Source organism: Faecalicoccus pleomorphus DSM 20574, from assembly GCF_000420345.1.
Taxonomy (GTDB): domain Bacteria; phylum Bacillota_I; class Bacilli_A; order Erysipelotrichales; family Erysipelotrichaceae; genus Faecalicoccus; species Faecalicoccus pleomorphus.
In genome coordinates this window covers 19,827-34,537 of sequence record NZ_ATUT01000016.1, presented here as the reverse complement: position 1 = coordinate 34,537, position 14,711 = coordinate 19,827, and the positions used below count along the sequence as shown (strand labels likewise).

Genomic DNA, 14,711 nt, shown 5'->3' with positions numbered 1-14,711 from the left:
ACCCGCTTTTTACGAGCTGCCACGGATAGCGGCTGCTGTTGCAGTGTTTTGGTCGCCGCGATGATCTCTATTTCTGGCATACTTATGATTTTTCCTCCTTCCTGTATCGCTTTAAGGTTTTTTGCCGTGCTGCCTCGCGCATCTCATCCGTCCAGCTCAGCCTGCGGGACTGATGTTTCCAGAATACGTCTACCGAGGAGCCGTTCTTTAGTTCGTAGATGAGATGGTTGTGTTCTGGAACCGTGATGCGGGAAATATGTTCCTGCACGATGGTTTGGTTTATCTCTGGTAGTCCTAAGACTTCTTTGACTTTCTCGATCAGTATGGTTTCTGGTATTTGTTGCGAGTGGCAGACGGATTTTTCGTATTTGGTATATTGGCCGCAGATCCAGATTGGCCGGTCACTATTCTTGATGTTGGTGTATTTTCTGACGTAAGCAGCGCCGCAGCAGCCGCACACAATCAGGCCAGAGAATAGCTTTTGACTATTGTCGTGGTTGGGATTTCTGTGCGCCATAATCTCTCTTTGACGAGCGCTGCGGCGGGCGATTTCTTGCTGGACAGTCTCAAATGTCTGCCTGTCGATAATTGCTTCATGGCTGTTCCTGACATATACCTTACGGAGCTCTCCGGTATTTTTTCGCTTCCTCTTGGTGCGGAAATCCTCACTGAAGGTCTTTTGCAGCAGCAGGTCACCGGCATATTTTTCGTTTAGCAAAATGTTTCTGACAGATGCGACAGACCAGGTGCTACCAAAGTAGGCTGGGATGTGCTGCTCAATTAGCGTTCTGGCGATTTTACTGTAGCCCATACCGGAAAGGTAGAGCCGAAAAATCTCTTTGACAATCTCTGCTTCTTCCGGCACGACCTCAAACTTCTCACCCATCAAACGATAGCCGAAAGTGTGGCCTCCGGCAGGTTTACCCTGATCGTATAGTTTCTGGATCCGCCACTTCTGATTCTCACTGGCTGACCGGGCTTCCTCCTCGGCGTACATTGCAAGAAGCGTCAGAAGCAGTTCTCCGTCTGGGCTGATACTGTGCATGTCTTCTTTCTCGAAGTAGCAGTCAACCCCCAGCTTCTTGAGCTCCCGGATCGTCTCCAGCAGGATGACTGTATTCCGGGCAAAACGGGTCACCGATTTGGTGATCACAAGATCAATCTTACCCTCCCGGCAGTCCTGCAGCATATGCTGGAACTCCGGGCGGTGGATGGTCGTGCCGGAGATTCCGTTATCTGAGTAGATGGCTACTAGCTCCCAGTTCGGGTGCGCCGCAATATAATTCTGGTAGTATTCCGTCTGGGCTTCCAGTGAGTGGAAGGCGGCATCCTTATCGGAAGAAACCCGGGCATAAGCTGCCACGCGGGTGATTTTGGGTTTCTTCGGACTAGCCGGTATTTCTTCAATACGCATAATCTTTACCTCCTGCCACCATTCATCACTCTCTTGCCCGGAGAAGTCAAGTCCTGATTGCCATAACTTTCCGGTTTTCCCGGTACCATTTGGTGCGGCAATAGTCTGAGCAAAAGAGCGCTCCTCGCCGCTTTGTTTCCGGCAATGGTTTATGGCAATAGCGACAGAGCGGGGCGTTCTGCTTTTCCGCCTTAGTCTTCCGCGCCCCACTGGCCGCAAACCCTTTGCGCTGACAGATGGACTTTACCGTATTGGGGGATAGTCCTAACTCCCGGCCAATAAAGCTGTAGGGGTAGTTTTCCCGCCGCAGTGCGGCAATCTGTTCTAACTGTTGTTCTGTCATGGTTCTCCTCATACTTGTGATTCTCCTTTCTTTTATCAGGGCGTTCGGAAAAGGCCACCCCTTAAAGTCGTCCCGGCGCGCTGGTTAGGGGTGGACTCCCTGGAAACAGGGAGAAAGTCGTTTTCCAAAGAACGTACGGTCGGCGCAGTTTGCGGCCTTTTCTTGGCTTTGTTCTCTTCTCGATGCGTCAGGCGGTAGGTCTCGGGCTTCTTGCTGCTTACCGCTCTTTTCTTCCTGCCAATAGGCGTGTTTATAAATCTGGCAGCTGCGCTGCTTATGCTGATATTGCTATTTTGTGCCATATGTACACACTCCTTTCTGTAATTAACCTGCCCTGATTAAAGCACAATTTACAGATATGGCAAGGACTTTTCTAGGCTGCATTTGGGGCAATCGGACACCTGGGCGAAAAGAATAACAGGGGCGGATAATTTGATATTTTGCAGGCGAGTGGGATGGAATAAACTTGAAAATATTTTATTTTAATGCTCGAATAATGGGTTGGGGATATTTTTCTCCCTACTAGATATAAGACAGAATGGAAGATTTTGAGTCTGGATCTGTTGGATATTTTCTCCAACTTCATAAAAAAGGACGCACCCGTAGGTGCGTCAGCATGACAGTATGTCTATTTATCACTACTGCCTAGCCACCAACAACTACCCAGCAGCCATGCAACGGACAGAGTAACCGCTGTAGCGGTACCCATTGCTGGCGCTGACGCCGCCCGAATAGAGACTCAAGTAATAAGCGTAGCTTGACGAATACGGAGTAGATGACCAATAATAACCGCCTGATCCTGCAGCGTAGAGCGAGCTATAGTCGAGGTAGCCGCCGCGCAGAAGGTAGTGATTAAGTAAGATGGTCACAATTATATAAATGGTGCAAAATTTGTCGTCCGTATCACCCACAATGAAAATTAGCGCAAATATGTCATAATATGATATACTTTAGTAAGTGGCGTTAGTGATATCCATAGACGACGTCACAACACATATCTGATGGGCCGGAAGGCTCTTTTTTTGTGGGGAAATATCGTATAAAATAAGAAGGAAAAGAGGTTTGTGATGGTACTTCCGGAAAATATTCTTGAAATTTTGAAGACTTTGAATCAGGCCGGTTATGAAGCCTATGTCGTGGGTGGCTGTGTGCGTGATTCCTTGTTGAAAAGAGATTGCGCCGATTATGATGTTTGTACCAGTGCTTTGCCGAATGTGGTACAAAGCTTATTTACGCATGCGATCCCAACAGGAATCAAACATGGTACGATTACGGTCTTGACACCGCAGCCGGTAGAAATCACCACCTTTCGAAGTGAAACGACCTATAAAGATCATCGTCATCCAGATCGTGTAGAGTTTGTATCTTCCATTATCGAAGATTTAAGACGAAGAGATTTTACGATCAATGCGATGGCTTATCATCCAAATACCGGATTGATTGATCCCTTTGGCGGAAAAAAAGATCTTTCTTTAAAGATCGTTCGTTGTGTCGGAGATGCGAACCAACGGTTTCAGGAAGATGCACTGCGCATGATCCGCGCACATCGCTTTTGTGCTAAGCTGGGCTTTACGATGGATAAAACGACACAGGAAGCCCTGCATCAAAACAGCAAGCTGATTCAATGGGTTGCCGTAGAGCGAATTGATAAAGAATTAAAAGAAATTTTGCGATATGATCCGTATGAAATTGAAAATATGACACAATTATTGTCAAAATGGATGCCAGAATTAGAGCTGTGTAAGAGCTGTGCACAAAATAGTCCATGGCACGATACAAACGTGCTCCATCATTCTTTACGTGCGATAACGTTTTTGCCCCCCTTTGATGAAACCTTAGCTCTTGCACTTTTATTTCATGATTTAGGCAAACCGGCGACAAAAACTACAAAGGATGGAATCGATCATTTCTATGGTCATTCTTTAGAAAGTGCCAAAATCGCTGATAGAATTTGTAAGGCTTTAAAATTAAGCACATATCAACGAAAGCTGATTTGTTCGCTTGTCAAACATCATGATGAAAAGCTGCCGCTTCGACTACGAACCATTTATCGCTTTCGCATTCAAATGGGGTTTGATGATGCCTGGATGCAGAATTTTTTTACGATTCGTATTTGTGATTTAAAGGCGCATTCTTTAAAAGGCCAACAAAGCGTACAGAGTGTTTTAGCTTTTATAGATTTTTATGAAAAGAACAAGAATCGACCGATGAGTTTTCACGATCTAAAGATCAATGGAAAAGATGTGTTGACGCATACATCTTTTACAGGAAAAGATGTTCGAAAGGTTCTTCAAAGGTGTTTGGATCTGGTATTTTATGATCCAGAACAGAATACAAGAGAGCATTTGATTGAAATGATACAAAGATGGCAGGTGATATAAATGGAAATGTTGATATTGATCTTGTTGGCGATATTGATCGTTTGTGTGTTGATCTTGATTGGCTTAGTCTATGCACAATCCAAAAAACAGAATGATCGTATCCTGATGACAAAAATACATCAGCAGGATCAAAAGACCAGGGAAGAGCTGTATCAAAAACAGATGCGGGAAACCTTTCAAAACTTAAATGGGCAAATCCAAATCTTGCGAAAAGAAAACGCATTAGGAGCCCAATCCATTCAAAAGATGCAGACAGATCTATCAAGCATGAACAAAGTCATGACCAATACGAAAATGCGTGGAAACTGGGGTGAATATCAGCTGCAGTCTTTATTGGAGATTTATGCAGGGCAAAATCCGGAAATCTTTTCTATGCAGTATGGATTAAAGAATGGAAAAGTGGCGGATGCGATCTTGCGGGTAGCCGGATCGGATAAAGTATTGTGTATCGATTCTAAGTTTCCTATGGAAAACTATCTGCGAATCGAAGAAGGAAAGAACCAGCAGGAGTTTATTCGTCTTTTTAAGATGAATATGAAAAAACATATCGATGACATCGCATCGAAATATATCAATGAACAAACCGTGGATCAGGCAATCTTATTTATTCCCAGCGAATCCATTTATCAGTTTGTATGCGGTAAGTGTACAGACACGTTGAATTACGCTTTGGAAAGGCATGTATTAATGACTTCCCCAACAACGCTGGTAGGGGTGATCTTTACGCTTTTGGCAAGCACCAGAGATTTTTATCGCAGTGCACATATCGAAGAGATCGAAAAAAACATCCTGTCTTTGCAGCAGGATGCCCATCGTTTGGAACAACGATCCCAAAAGGCAAAACAGTCTTTGGAAAGCCTGGTACAGCAGTTCCATTCTATATCGGTAAGTGCTTCTAAGATCACAAAACGAATGGATACGATCATCGAAGGAAGGGAGGATCCAGAATGATCACAACGTTAAAGGGTGATATTACAGGTCTTGATTTTGACATTATTGTCAATGCCGCCAACAATCATCTGCTTCCAGGTTCAGGTGTATGTGGCGCTATCTTTAAAAAGGCCGGTCATCAATTAGAAACTGCTTGTCAAAAGATAGGGTATTGTCAAACCGGTGATGCCGTTATGACAGAGGCTTATGATCTTCCCAGTAAAGCTATTATTCATACCGTTGGTCCGATCTATCATCAGGATTCAAATGCGGCATACAGTCTAAAGGCGTGTTACTGGAATTCGATGGTATTAGCTTTTGATTATATGCGATCACATCATTTAGATTCTGTTTCTATTGCGTTTCCCTGTATTGCCACCGGTATTTATGGCTATCCGCATCAGGAAGCTTGTTCGATCGCAGTCAATACGATCTATCAGCTGATGCATGAATATCCTGATGCCAAAAAGATCAACGTGGTCTTTGTTTGTTACCAACAGGAAGATTATCTTCTCTACAAGGAGGAACTAGCCAAATATGCGTTCTATGGTCGATGAAAGTCATTTGTTTTTAAAGCCAGCCTTACATCGTCATGCCGTTTGTGTGGATGCCACCTTAGGGCATGGTAAAGATACTGCGTTTTTCTTATCGGAAGGTGTACAGAAAGTTTTTGCCTTTGAGATTCAAGAAAACATTCTTCAAAACACGATGAAAAAATTAGAGGATCCTAAAGTACAAGCCTTTTGTCAGGGGCATGAAACGATGGATACGCTGATCTTTGAACCTATTGATGCGATGATCTTTAATTTTGGTTATTGTCCTCAAGAAGATCCATCCATTTGTACACAAGCCGATACAAGTGTTATGGCTATTCAAAAAGGTTTGAAATTATTAAAGCGAAAAGGTCGTATGGCTTTGGTTTTATATCCACATCCATCCGGAAAAGAAGAGGCAAAATGCATTGAAAAATATGTACAAAGTTTAAGCGCTTCCTTATATACAGTGGTACAATATAAACAGTTAAATAAAGAAGATTCACCCTACCTGATAGGTATAGAAAAGAAAGAAGGTTACCATGAGTAAAAAAGCATTGATTGTGTATTATTCACAAGGAAGCAGTGTAGCGCACTTAAAAGACTTGATCTTAAATGCCGTTGATGCCGATGTTTGCCGTATTGAAGCGTTAGAACCTTATCCTGAAGATTATGCGAGTTTAGTTAAAACTGTAAATGCACAGGTGCAAAAAGGGGTAGATCCTGCATATAAACCGGTATCGGTGGATATTTCATTCTATGATACGATCTTTGTGGGAACGCCAAACTGGTCAGGAACCTTGGCTCTGCCTTTACGTACATTTTTGAAGGAACATGATTTCGCAAATAAGAAAGTTTTGCCATTTCTTTCTCATGGTGGCGCCGGTATTGAAAATATTGAAGAGGATCTGCATGCTTTATGTCCGTCGGCGACGATTTGCGAACCGTTTATGATTCAGGGACAGACCGATGAGGAAACCGAGGCCGACTTAAATGTCTGGCTGTATGCCAATGCATCGGATTGTATAGAATAGAGAGGATGATGAACATGTTAAGTGAAAAGGTTGCGGGTTTGTTGAATACACAGGTGAATAAAGAATTATATTCGGCATATCTATATTTAGATTTTGCCAACTACTATAAAGAAAGAGGACTGGATGGCTTTGCCAACTGGTACAATGTTCAGGTACAGGAAGAAGTGGCTCATGCGCAGATCATGATGCAGTATCTGCAGGATAATGACTGTTCGGTTGTGTTAGAGGCCATTGATAAACCAATTATCAAAATTCAGGATTTCAAGACACCTCTGGTGGAATCATTGAATCATGAGCGTTATGTGACTGGCTTGATTCATACCTTATATGATGCCGCTTATCAGGACAAGGATTTCAGAACGATGAAATTCTTAGACTGGTTTGTCTCCGAGCAGGGGGAAGAAGAAAAGAACGCCAGTGATATGATTACCAAATTTGAGTTGTTTGGAAACGATGCGAAGGCATTATATGATTTGGATGCCGAATACAAAAGCAGAACTTATACCGCACCATCCATCATGAATGAATAAAGGAATCCCTAGGCGGATTCCTTTTTTACAAATTCTTCATAATATTCTGCTTTTTTTATATTGTTGAGGGAGCGATATTGTTTAGCCAATAAATAACCGACAATGGCTTTTTCCTGGGCGGTACACTGCGGAAACTGTTCTTCCATGATAGAAATATGATTGGATTTGTGATCGATTAAAATATCATACAACATATGTGCATGATCCTTTAATCCCTGGTTTTCTCCCTGATCGATCGTATCTAAAAGATTTTTGGATTGTTCTTTATCTTCTTCATAGACATAATGTTCAAAGGCCATGGAGATGATTTCGTATCGCTGCTTTTTATTGCGGGCGATTCGGATCAGCTTTTGAAACTGTTCTTTGATCATGGCTGTATCATCGGCCATGATATAGCGATTCAGCTTCATAAACTCAACCATATATAAAGGAAAGAATAATTTGGTGAAAGTGGATCGGATGTCTTTATCAAATGCTTCAAAGTCTAAAGACTGCAGCTCTTTTAATAATCTTTCCTGATGCACTTTTCGATACATACTGGAAAAGATGATGTATAAAAGGGCGAGTATGACAAAGACAAGGATCATCCGCATTGACCAATCCTGCATGTTATTGGAGTTTCTCCTTTAAGTCTTCAAAATCTACATTGGGTGTTTCATGGAAAGTAACGATTTCCTGATCGTCTTTGTAGCGAGGGATCAGGTGCACATGAAAATGATGAACACTTTGTCCGGCTGCTTCATGCATATTGGAAAGAAGATGAATTCCATCACAGTGTAAAGCGGTTTCCAGTTTTTTAGCTAATTGTTGAGCTACTTCAAATACGTGATCGCGTAAAGCTGGGGGACAATCCAGGAAAGAATCACAGCGTTCTTTAGGAATCACTAGTGTATGGCCAACGGCCGTAGGGTTAATATCAAGAAATGCCAGAACCTGATCATCTTCATAAATGGTATGGCTGGGAATTTCTTTTTTGGCGATAGAGCAGAAAATACACATAATAAGACCTCCTTGTATTTGTTCTTATTATACGCTAAAAAAAGTGAAAAGTCAGGCTAAGGGGGTGCCTGACTTTTCAAAAAAATTAAGGGGATAGAAAATTAGTATGAATATCAAAACGATTTCATACCGGCAAGGTCTTCTATTCCTTGCTTGCATAAAGTATAGCATAGGTAAAAACAAAAAATGTGTGATTATTATGGGAAAATATGTGAAATTAAACTAAAATGGTATTTAAGTGGGGAGAGTCATACAAAAACAAGTGGATTTTAAAGACGAAAGACCATAAAAAAATGAAAAATAAAGAAATTGTTTAAAAAAAGTAAAGACGGACCAAATCTGTCCTCAAAGACGGTTTGGAATATGCTATAATAAACTTCAAATGGGGGTCATATTTGTATGATAAACAAAACCATTCAGGAAGTTGCAGCGTATTTAAATGCACCTTGTATCCAGGATGAGAGCGATTTTAGGATCCATGGTGTTTGTATAGATTCAAGAGAAGTAAGACCGGAGAATCTTTATATTCCCATATTGGGGCAAAGAGTCGATGGTCATAGCTTTGTGGATAGTGTTCGCAAAGCTGGATGCAAAGCCAGTCTTTGGCAAAAGGATCATAAGCCATATCCTGAAGATATGGCATTGGTTCTGGTAGAAGATACAACACAGGCTTTACAACAATTGGCCAAAGCCTATTTACAGTCTTTATCGTGTAAGGTGATTGCCGTGACCGGATCGAACGGGAAGACAAGCTGTAAAGATATGTTGTATTCTATTTTTTCACAGGAGAAGAAAACACAGAAGACCCAGGGAAATCGAAACAATGAGATCGGTTTGCCTTTAACGGTTCTGGATTTTGATGCGGATATTGAAGTGGCCATTTTGGAAATGGGTATGGAAAATAAAGGAGAAATCGAGTTTTTATGTTCGATTGCTCCACCGGATATTTCAGTGATCACGACGATTGGCAGTGCTCATATGGAAAATCTGGGCGGGAAAAAACAAATTGCCCAGGCAAAGCTGGAAATTCTGGAGAATTTAAAGCCAAACGGTTTGTTTTTATATGATAAGACAAGTCCGGAAATCGATGAATGCTTACAGGAAATGCAGATCGATCCTTCCAAGAAAATCGTTTCTTTTGGATGTGGCGGTGATGTGATCCTGACATCAGATATTGAAACTAAGGAAGATCACATTGAATTTACCTGCTCTTGTTTGGATCAGAAAGTGATTCTTCATTCATTAGGTGCGATTCAGGCTTCTAATGCGTTACCGTGTATTTATATTGGACTGTATTGTGGTTTGAAACAAGAGTCGATCTTATATGGTCTTCAACATTTAACAATGACAAAGATGCGTATGCAGCTTGTTAAGGCCAATGGCTATATGATACTGGATGATTCGTATAAATCTAATCCGGAGAGTGCCAAAGCCGCAATCGATGCACTAGAGAGTCTGCCGGTGTCTTTTCGCATTGCCTGTCTGGCGGATATGCTGGATTTAGGACCGACCGAAAAAGATCTCCATCTGCAAATTGGCGAATATGCCTCGATTAAGAATATAGATGTGCTGTATGGATATGGACCGTTAACGAAATTTACGGTAGAAGGCTTCCGGGGCAAAGAAAAAGCCTGGTTTGAAACCAAGGAAGAAATGATAGAAGCATTACGGAAATATAAAGATCAAGATTGTGCGATTTTAATCAAGGGCTCAAGAGCTATGGCTATGGACGAAGTTGTCAGTGCCTTGAAAGGGGAATAGAAATGAATAAATTAAATCTTGCGGTTTTATTTGGAGGACAGAGTTCGGAATATTCTGTTTCTTTACATTCGGCAGGTTCTTTTTTGCGTCAGATTCGTCAGGAGAACTATAATTTGATTTTGATTGGGATCGATTCCGATGGAATCTTTTATTTATATGATGGAAGCATTGAAGATATAGAACATGATACATGGAAAAAGGAAGGTTCTTGTACACCTTGTGCTTTTATCCATAAGGGTGTGATCAGCCTGGAAAAGCCGGAGCAGAAAATAGATATCGATGTAGCCTTTCCGATCCTGCATGGAAAAAACGGAGAAGATGGCTGTATGCAGGGCTTGCTGGAGCTGATGAACATTCATTATGTTGGCTGCGATGTGATGAGCTCAGCTATCAGCATGGATAAAGAAATCATGCACATTTTGTGTAAGGAAGCCAACATTCCTTGTGCAGACTATGTCTGTTTGAAAAAATGGGGCGATAATCCCAGCTTTGAAGAAATCGAAGCAAAGATTCCATTACCTTGGATCATCAAACCATGTAATGCGGGAAGCAGCTACGGTGTGCATAAAGTAGAGAAAAAAGAAGACTTTGAAGATGCTTGTCAGGATGCGTTTTACTATGATGGCAGAGGAAAGATCCTGGTGGAAAAAGCCATTGAAGGCTTTGAAATCGGTTGTGCTGTCATGGGAAATGAAACAGTTTTTTGCGGCAGTGTCGATGAGATACAGATTGCCGGAAGCATCTTTGATTTTGAAGGTAAGTACGAAGATAAAGGCGCCGATATCATCTGTCCGGCAAGGATCGATGAAAAACAGTTTAAGGAAGCACAGGCGCTTGCGTATCGTACCTATCGTGCGATGAATTGTACCGGTCTGGCTCGTGTCGATATGTTTTTGACAACCGAAGGTGAAGTCATCTTAAACGAACTGAATACGATTCCGGGCTTTACGGCAACCAGTCGTTATCCTTCCATGATGAAAGAAGCCGGACTTGCATTTCCGGATCTGATTGACCGTTTGATTGAACTGGCCATGCAAAGGAAGGTCGGCGTATGTTAGAAAGCTACAGCCGGTGCTGGACAGAAATTGATTATGCTGCGATTGCACACAATGTCGAAGAAATTCAAAAGCTTGTGGGCGATACAAAGATCATGGGCATCGTCAAAGCCAATGCGTATGGACATGGTGATGTGGAATGTGCTAAGGCTCTACAAAAGGTCGGTGTTGATTTTTTCGGGGTAAGCAGTGTGGATGAAGCGCTTCATTTACGTCAAAACGGGATTCATGATTCTATCTTGATCCTTGGCTATACACCGCCGGAGCATTTTCATTACCTTATAGAAGAAAACATCATTCAGTCGTTAGTATCGTATGACTATGCACAAAAGCTGGATGCCTATGCCAAAGAGGCCGGAACAAAGATCCGCTGTCATTGTAAGGTGGATACCGGTATGTGTCGAACGGGTGTGATTTATCAGGTACAGGAAAAGAATATGGATCAGATTCTTGCCGAATATCGAATGGAGCACCTTATAGTCGAAGGAATTTTCTCGCATTTTCCGGTCAGTGATGATCTGGGACAGGAAAGTGCCGCATTTACCAAGAAACAGATCGAACTGTTTGAAGAAGTGTGCGACAATTTAAGAAAAGAAGGAATCAATCCGGGAATCCGTCATATCCAGAATAGCTATGGGATATTGAATTATGGGGACCTAAAGATGGATTATTGTCGTCCGGGGTTGTTGTATATGGGCGTTACAAGTGATGATGCGATTCCGATTGCCTCTAAACCGGATTTTATTCCGATTCTTAGCTGGTATGCCAATGTCAGCTTGGTCAAGTGGATCCAAAAAGGGCAGAGTGTCAGCTATGGGCGACATTTTATCGCCACGAAACCAACGAAGGTTGCTACGGTTTCTGTCGGCTATGCCGATGGACTGCATCGTTTAGTATCGAATTGTGGTTTAGAAGTTTTGATTCATGGACAGAAATGTCCGATTATCGGCAATGTATGCATGGATCAGTGTATGGTCGATGTGACACAGGTCGATGACGTGAAAGAGGGGGATGTTGTCGTACTTGTGGGTAGGCAAGGTGATCATCGAGTTACGATTGATGAGATTTCAAGAAAATCGCATTCTATCAACAATGAAACTTTGTCAGATATTGCCGGAAGAGTTCCCCGATTAAGAAGGAGAGAAAAATAAAATGGTGAAGAAGCAGTACGCTGCTGTTGATATCGCAAAGTATGTCAGTGCTTTATTAGTTGTTTGTATCCATACGTTTCCTTTCATTGATATCAATGAAATGTTGAATACGTATTTTATCCAGACGATCTGTCGTCTGGCCGTTCCTTTCTTCTTTATGATCAGTGGATATTTTCTATTTCGTAAGATTCATAATGAGGAAGAAGATAAGGATGTTTTAAAAAAGTATTTATTTCGCTTATTAAAAATTTATTTGATCTGGACCGTAATCTATTTGCCTTATACGATCTACAATTATGTACAGGCGCAATCGGGCTGGATGGGAATCTTTTCGTATTTACGTGATTTTCTTTTAAACGGTTCGTATTATCATTTATGGTTTTTACCGGCCTTAATGACAGGAACGTTGATCGTGTATTACCTGTATCATAAAAAGGGTATGTTGTTTACCTTGAAGATTGCGTTATTATTGTATGGAATCGGCTATCTTTTAAATATTTATGCGCCTTTGTGGGAACAGATTCCGTTTATCAGTTTTTTATTCAGTTTTTTCACAAAGACCATGACGACCGCAAGAAACGGTTTCTTCTTCGCGCCGATCTTTATCGGCATTGGGATGTTGTTGGCCAAGACAAGGCGAATTCCATGCCGTGTGGCACAGTTGGCATTTGTGATTAGCTTTGCGTTGTTGGTGATCGAAGTGACCCTTTATATCTTGACCGGTATGATGCATGATTTGGCCTGCATGTATTTAAGCTTGATCCCGGCTACCTTCTTTTTGGGAAATTGCCTGTTGACATCCAAGATCGCCTATAAGCCATCGTATCGAAGCTTGCGGGAAGATTCCTTGTTGATCTATACTGTGCATATTTTATTTGCCCAGCCGTTGTTGTCGCTTTTACCAAATGCACATATCGTTGTCTATTTTCTGACGATTGCCTGCTCGCAGATCTTTGCGACTTTAGTGATCCGATATAAAGAAAGGGTGCCGCTGTTAGAGCATTTAGTATGATACGAATTACTCAAATCAAGTGTCTGAATGAAAATGAGATTGAGACACAGATCTTAAAAAAACTTCATATTTCAAAAAAAGATCTTTTATCGTGGCAGATTCATCGAAGAAGCATCGATGCTCGTCATCAAAAGATCCTTTTTTCGTATATTGTCGATGCCTGTGTGCGAAAAGAAGAGCGCTTTTTAAAGCTGAGGGATGTAAGTGTGACACCGGATGAAACGTATGTCAATGTTCCTTGCGGAACCATGCCTTTAAAACATCGTCCCGTAGTGGTCGGCTTTGGTCCATCCGGAATGTTTGCGGCTTTACTGTTGGCAAGACAAGGCTATAAGCCAATCGTCCTGGAGCGAGGCAGTCAGATCGATCGCAGGCAAAAAGTCGTACAGGCATTTTGGAATGGCGATGATCTTGATCCGGAGTGCAATGTACAGTTTGGTCAGGGAGGCGCCGGAGCTTTTAGTGACGGAAAACTGACAACAAGGTCAAAAGATGCCAGAGCTAGAAAGGTGCTGGAAGAACTGGTTGAAATGGGTGCTGATCCGGATATTTTGATCGATGCACATCCACATATAGGAACTGATGGCTTCGTACCAGTATTAAAGAAGCTGCAAGAGACGATCGAAACTTTGGGTGGTACTTTCTATTATGATACTGCTTTACAAGATTTGATCTTAGAAGATGGAAAACTGCATGCGATAGAAACATCAAAAGGAAGAATTCTCTGTGAACAGCTGATCTTATGTATAGGCCATAGTGCCACAGATACGGTACGTATGTGTGCCAAAAGAGGAATGATCATCGAAAATAAACCGTTTGCCGTCGGTGTGCGTATCGAGCATAAACAATCCTTTGTTGATCGGTCTATCTTACGTGAAATGGCCGAAGATGATCGTTTTCGGCCAGCTCGTTATCAGCTTTCTATGACGGCACAAAATCAAAAAGGTGTTTATTCCTTCTGTATGTGTCCGGGCGGTTATGTGATCCCAAGTTCTTCATCGATCGGACAATTAGTGATCAATGGCATGAGCTATGCTGATCGAAGTGGTGAAAATGCCAACAGTGCATTGTTGGTTCAAGTCAATGCATCCGATTATGGAACGCATCTGTTTGCCGGCCTGGAATATCAGGAGCAATTAGAGAAAAAAGCCTTTGCGATGGCCAAGGACTATCGAGCCTGTGTGCAGCTCAGCAAGGATTATCTGGCTAATCGAATTTCCACCGGTTTTGGAAATGTGCTTCCGACCTATCAAAGAAAGACGACTTTTGTGGATCTGAATCAGCTGTTTAGTCCGGCTGTCAATGCCGCTTTACATGAGGGATTATTATATTTTGAAAAACGAATGCCGGGCTTCAGCCTGCAGGATGCCGTTTTAAGTGCTGTCGAATCCAGAAGCAGCTCCAGTGTAAGACTTGTCAGGGATGCCTCTTTGCAGTCTAATATTCAAGGTATCTATCCTTGTGGAGAAGGATCGGGCTATGCCGGAGGAATCATGACCAGTGCCATTGATGGAATCAAATGTGCGGAAAAGATGATTGAATCTTTTGCGAAACCACTATAAAATAGG

General features: G+C 42.1%; 16 protein-coding genes. 11 read left to right on the top strand and 5 right to left on the bottom strand.

The genetic code is table 11. The features are described 5' to 3' along the window. Nucleotides 1–82 precede the first annotated feature (82 nt). The 3 genes from G413_RS0107710 to G413_RS0107700 are packed head-to-tail and all read right to left on the bottom strand — an operon-like array spanning nucleotide 83 to nucleotide 2,059. Nucleotides 83–1,414 (bottom strand): recombinase family protein, encoded by a 1,332-nt coding sequence (locus G413_RS0107710; RefSeq protein WP_022790335.1) that lies wholly within the window; start codon nucleotides 1,412–1,414, stop codon nucleotides 83–85. 46 nt (nucleotides 1,415–1,460) lie between these two features. Continuing rightward, a complete protein-coding gene (locus G413_RS11225; RefSeq protein WP_147285023.1) occupies nucleotides 1,461–1,757 on the bottom strand; it encodes a hypothetical protein in 297 nt (98 codons plus the stop codon). Nucleotides 1,758–1,792: 35 nt separating this feature from the next. Beyond that, nucleotides 1,793–2,059 (bottom strand): hypothetical protein, encoded by a 267-nt coding sequence (locus G413_RS0107700; RefSeq protein WP_022790333.1) that lies wholly within the window; start codon nucleotides 2,057–2,059, stop codon nucleotides 1,793–1,795. 765 nt (nucleotides 2,060–2,824) lie between these two features. On the opposite strand from G413_RS0107700, the gene G413_RS0107695 reads away from it, so the two are divergent. The 6 genes from G413_RS0107695 to G413_RS0107670 are packed head-to-tail and all read left to right on the top strand — an operon-like array spanning nucleotide 2,825 to nucleotide 7,165. Further along, nucleotides 2,825–4,138, top strand: a complete 1,314-nt coding sequence (locus G413_RS0107695) for a CCA tRNA nucleotidyltransferase (protein WP_022790332.1) — start codon at nucleotides 2,825–2,827, stop codon at nucleotides 4,136–4,138. Next, nucleotides 4,139–5,089, top strand: a complete 951-nt coding sequence (rmuC, locus tag G413_RS0107690; RefSeq protein ID WP_022790331.1) for a DNA recombination protein RmuC — start codon at nucleotides 4,139–4,141, stop codon at nucleotides 5,087–5,089. Beyond that, nucleotides 5,086–5,625: a macro domain-containing protein gene (locus G413_RS0107685; RefSeq protein ID WP_022790330.1), complete on the top strand. Its 540-nt coding sequence runs from the start codon at nucleotides 5,086–5,088 to the stop codon at nucleotides 5,623–5,625. Before rmuC ends, G413_RS0107685 begins: the two co-directional genes overlap by 4 nt. Further along, the gene (mnmM, locus tag G413_RS0107680; protein ID WP_022790329.1) at nucleotides 5,606–6,151 is read left to right on the top strand and encodes a tRNA 5-(aminomethyl)-2-thiouridylate-methyltransferase MnmM; all 546 of its coding nucleotides are present in this window, start codon (nucleotides 5,606–5,608) and stop codon (nucleotides 6,149–6,151) included. Before G413_RS0107685 ends, mnmM begins: the two co-directional genes overlap by 20 nt. Continuing rightward, nucleotides 6,144–6,635: a flavodoxin gene (locus G413_RS0107675; RefSeq protein ID WP_022790328.1), complete on the top strand. Its 492-nt coding sequence runs from the start codon at nucleotides 6,144–6,146 to the stop codon at nucleotides 6,633–6,635. The genes mnmM and G413_RS0107675 overlap by 8 nt, the downstream gene beginning before the upstream one ends. Before the next feature lie 14 nt (nucleotides 6,636–6,649). Further along, the gene (locus G413_RS0107670) at nucleotides 6,650–7,165 is read left to right on the top strand and encodes a ferritin (RefSeq protein WP_022790327.1); all 516 of its coding nucleotides are present in this window, start codon (nucleotides 6,650–6,652) and stop codon (nucleotides 7,163–7,165) included. Nucleotides 7,166–7,173: 8 nt separating this feature from the next. Here G413_RS0107670 and G413_RS0107665 read toward each other — a convergent pair whose 3' ends face one another. Both G413_RS0107665 and G413_RS0107660 read right to left on the bottom strand, forming a co-directional pair. Next, nucleotides 7,174–7,773 carry a hypothetical protein gene (locus G413_RS0107665; RefSeq protein WP_022790326.1) on the bottom strand — a complete coding sequence of 200 codons (600 nt, stop codon included), beginning with the start codon at nucleotides 7,771–7,773 and terminating at the stop codon, nucleotides 7,174–7,176. 1 nt (nucleotide 7,774) lies between these two features. Beyond that, nucleotides 7,775–8,164 carry an HIT family protein gene (locus tag G413_RS0107660; protein WP_022790325.1) on the bottom strand — a complete coding sequence of 130 codons (390 nt, stop codon included), beginning with the start codon at nucleotides 8,162–8,164 and terminating at the stop codon, nucleotides 7,775–7,777. Nucleotides 8,165–8,563: 399 nt separating this feature from the next. Between G413_RS0107660 and G413_RS0107655 the strand changes: the two genes are divergently transcribed. Genes G413_RS0107655 through G413_RS0107635 form a run of 5 tightly spaced genes read left to right on the top strand, consistent with a single transcriptional unit; the run spans nucleotide 8,564 to nucleotide 14,705 of the window. Continuing rightward, the gene (locus G413_RS0107655; RefSeq protein ID WP_022790324.1) at nucleotides 8,564–9,925 is read left to right on the top strand and encodes a UDP-N-acetylmuramoyl-tripeptide--D-alanyl-D-alanine ligase; all 1,362 of its coding nucleotides are present in this window, start codon (nucleotides 8,564–8,566) and stop codon (nucleotides 9,923–9,925) included. 2 nt (nucleotides 9,926–9,927) lie between these two features. Further along, nucleotides 9,928–10,983 (top strand): D-alanine--D-alanine ligase family protein, encoded by a 1,056-nt coding sequence (locus G413_RS0107650; RefSeq protein ID WP_022790323.1) that lies wholly within the window; start codon nucleotides 9,928–9,930, stop codon nucleotides 10,981–10,983. Continuing rightward, nucleotides 10,977–12,131: an alanine racemase gene (alr, locus tag G413_RS0107645; RefSeq protein WP_022790322.1), complete on the top strand. Its 1,155-nt coding sequence runs from the start codon at nucleotides 10,977–10,979 to the stop codon at nucleotides 12,129–12,131. Before G413_RS0107650 ends, alr begins: the two co-directional genes overlap by 7 nt. A 1-nt stretch (nucleotide 12,132) precedes the next feature. Then, nucleotides 12,133–13,143 (top strand): acyltransferase, encoded by a 1,011-nt coding sequence (locus tag G413_RS0107640; protein WP_022790321.1) that lies wholly within the window; start codon nucleotides 12,133–12,135, stop codon nucleotides 13,141–13,143. Beyond that, entirely contained in the window at nucleotides 13,140–14,705 is a 1,566-nt protein-coding gene (locus G413_RS0107635) for an NAD(P)/FAD-dependent oxidoreductase (protein WP_022790320.1), read from the top strand. Before G413_RS0107640 ends, G413_RS0107635 begins: the two co-directional genes overlap by 4 nt. Nucleotides 14,706–14,711 lie beyond the last annotated feature (6 nt).

Bases quoted from the DNA above. Each gene is read 5' to 3' on its own strand.
- G413_RS0107710 (WP_022790335.1), bottom strand. From the start codon at position 1,414: ATGCGTATTGAAGAAATACCGGCTAGTCCGAAGAAACCCAAAATCACC.
- G413_RS11225 (WP_147285023.1), bottom strand. From the start codon at position 1,757: ATGACAGAACAACAGTTAGAACAGATTGCCGCACTGCGGCGGGAAAAC.
- G413_RS0107700 (WP_022790333.1), bottom strand. From the start codon at position 2,059: ATGGCACAAAATAGCAATATCAGCATAAGCAGCGCAGCTGCCAGATTT.
- G413_RS0107695 (WP_022790332.1), top strand. From the start codon at position 2,825: ATGGTACTTCCGGAAAATATTCTTGAAATTTTGAAGACTTTGAATCAG.
- rmuC (WP_022790331.1), top strand. From the start codon at position 4,139: ATGGAAATGTTGATATTGATCTTGTTGGCGATATTGATCGTTTGTGTG.
- G413_RS0107685 (WP_022790330.1), top strand. From the start codon at position 5,086: ATGATCACAACGTTAAAGGGTGATATTACAGGTCTTGATTTTGACATT.
- mnmM (WP_022790329.1), top strand. From the start codon at position 5,606: ATGCGTTCTATGGTCGATGAAAGTCATTTGTTTTTAAAGCCAGCCTTA.
- G413_RS0107675 (WP_022790328.1), top strand. From the start codon at position 6,144: ATGAGTAAAAAAGCATTGATTGTGTATTATTCACAAGGAAGCAGTGTA.
- G413_RS0107670 (WP_022790327.1), top strand. From the start codon at position 6,650: ATGTTAAGTGAAAAGGTTGCGGGTTTGTTGAATACACAGGTGAATAAA.
- G413_RS0107665 (WP_022790326.1), bottom strand. From the start codon at position 7,773: ATGCAGGATTGGTCAATGCGGATGATCCTTGTCTTTGTCATACTCGCC.
- G413_RS0107660 (WP_022790325.1), bottom strand. From the start codon at position 8,164: ATGTGTATTTTCTGCTCTATCGCCAAAAAAGAAATTCCCAGCCATACC.
- G413_RS0107655 (WP_022790324.1), top strand. From the start codon at position 8,564: ATGATAAACAAAACCATTCAGGAAGTTGCAGCGTATTTAAATGCACCT.
- G413_RS0107650 (WP_022790323.1), top strand. From the start codon at position 9,928: ATGAATAAATTAAATCTTGCGGTTTTATTTGGAGGACAGAGTTCGGAA.
- alr (WP_022790322.1), top strand. From the start codon at position 10,977: ATGTTAGAAAGCTACAGCCGGTGCTGGACAGAAATTGATTATGCTGCG.
- G413_RS0107640 (WP_022790321.1), top strand. From the start codon at position 12,133: ATGGTGAAGAAGCAGTACGCTGCTGTTGATATCGCAAAGTATGTCAGT.
- G413_RS0107635 (WP_022790320.1), top strand. From the start codon at position 13,140: ATGATACGAATTACTCAAATCAAGTGTCTGAATGAAAATGAGATTGAG.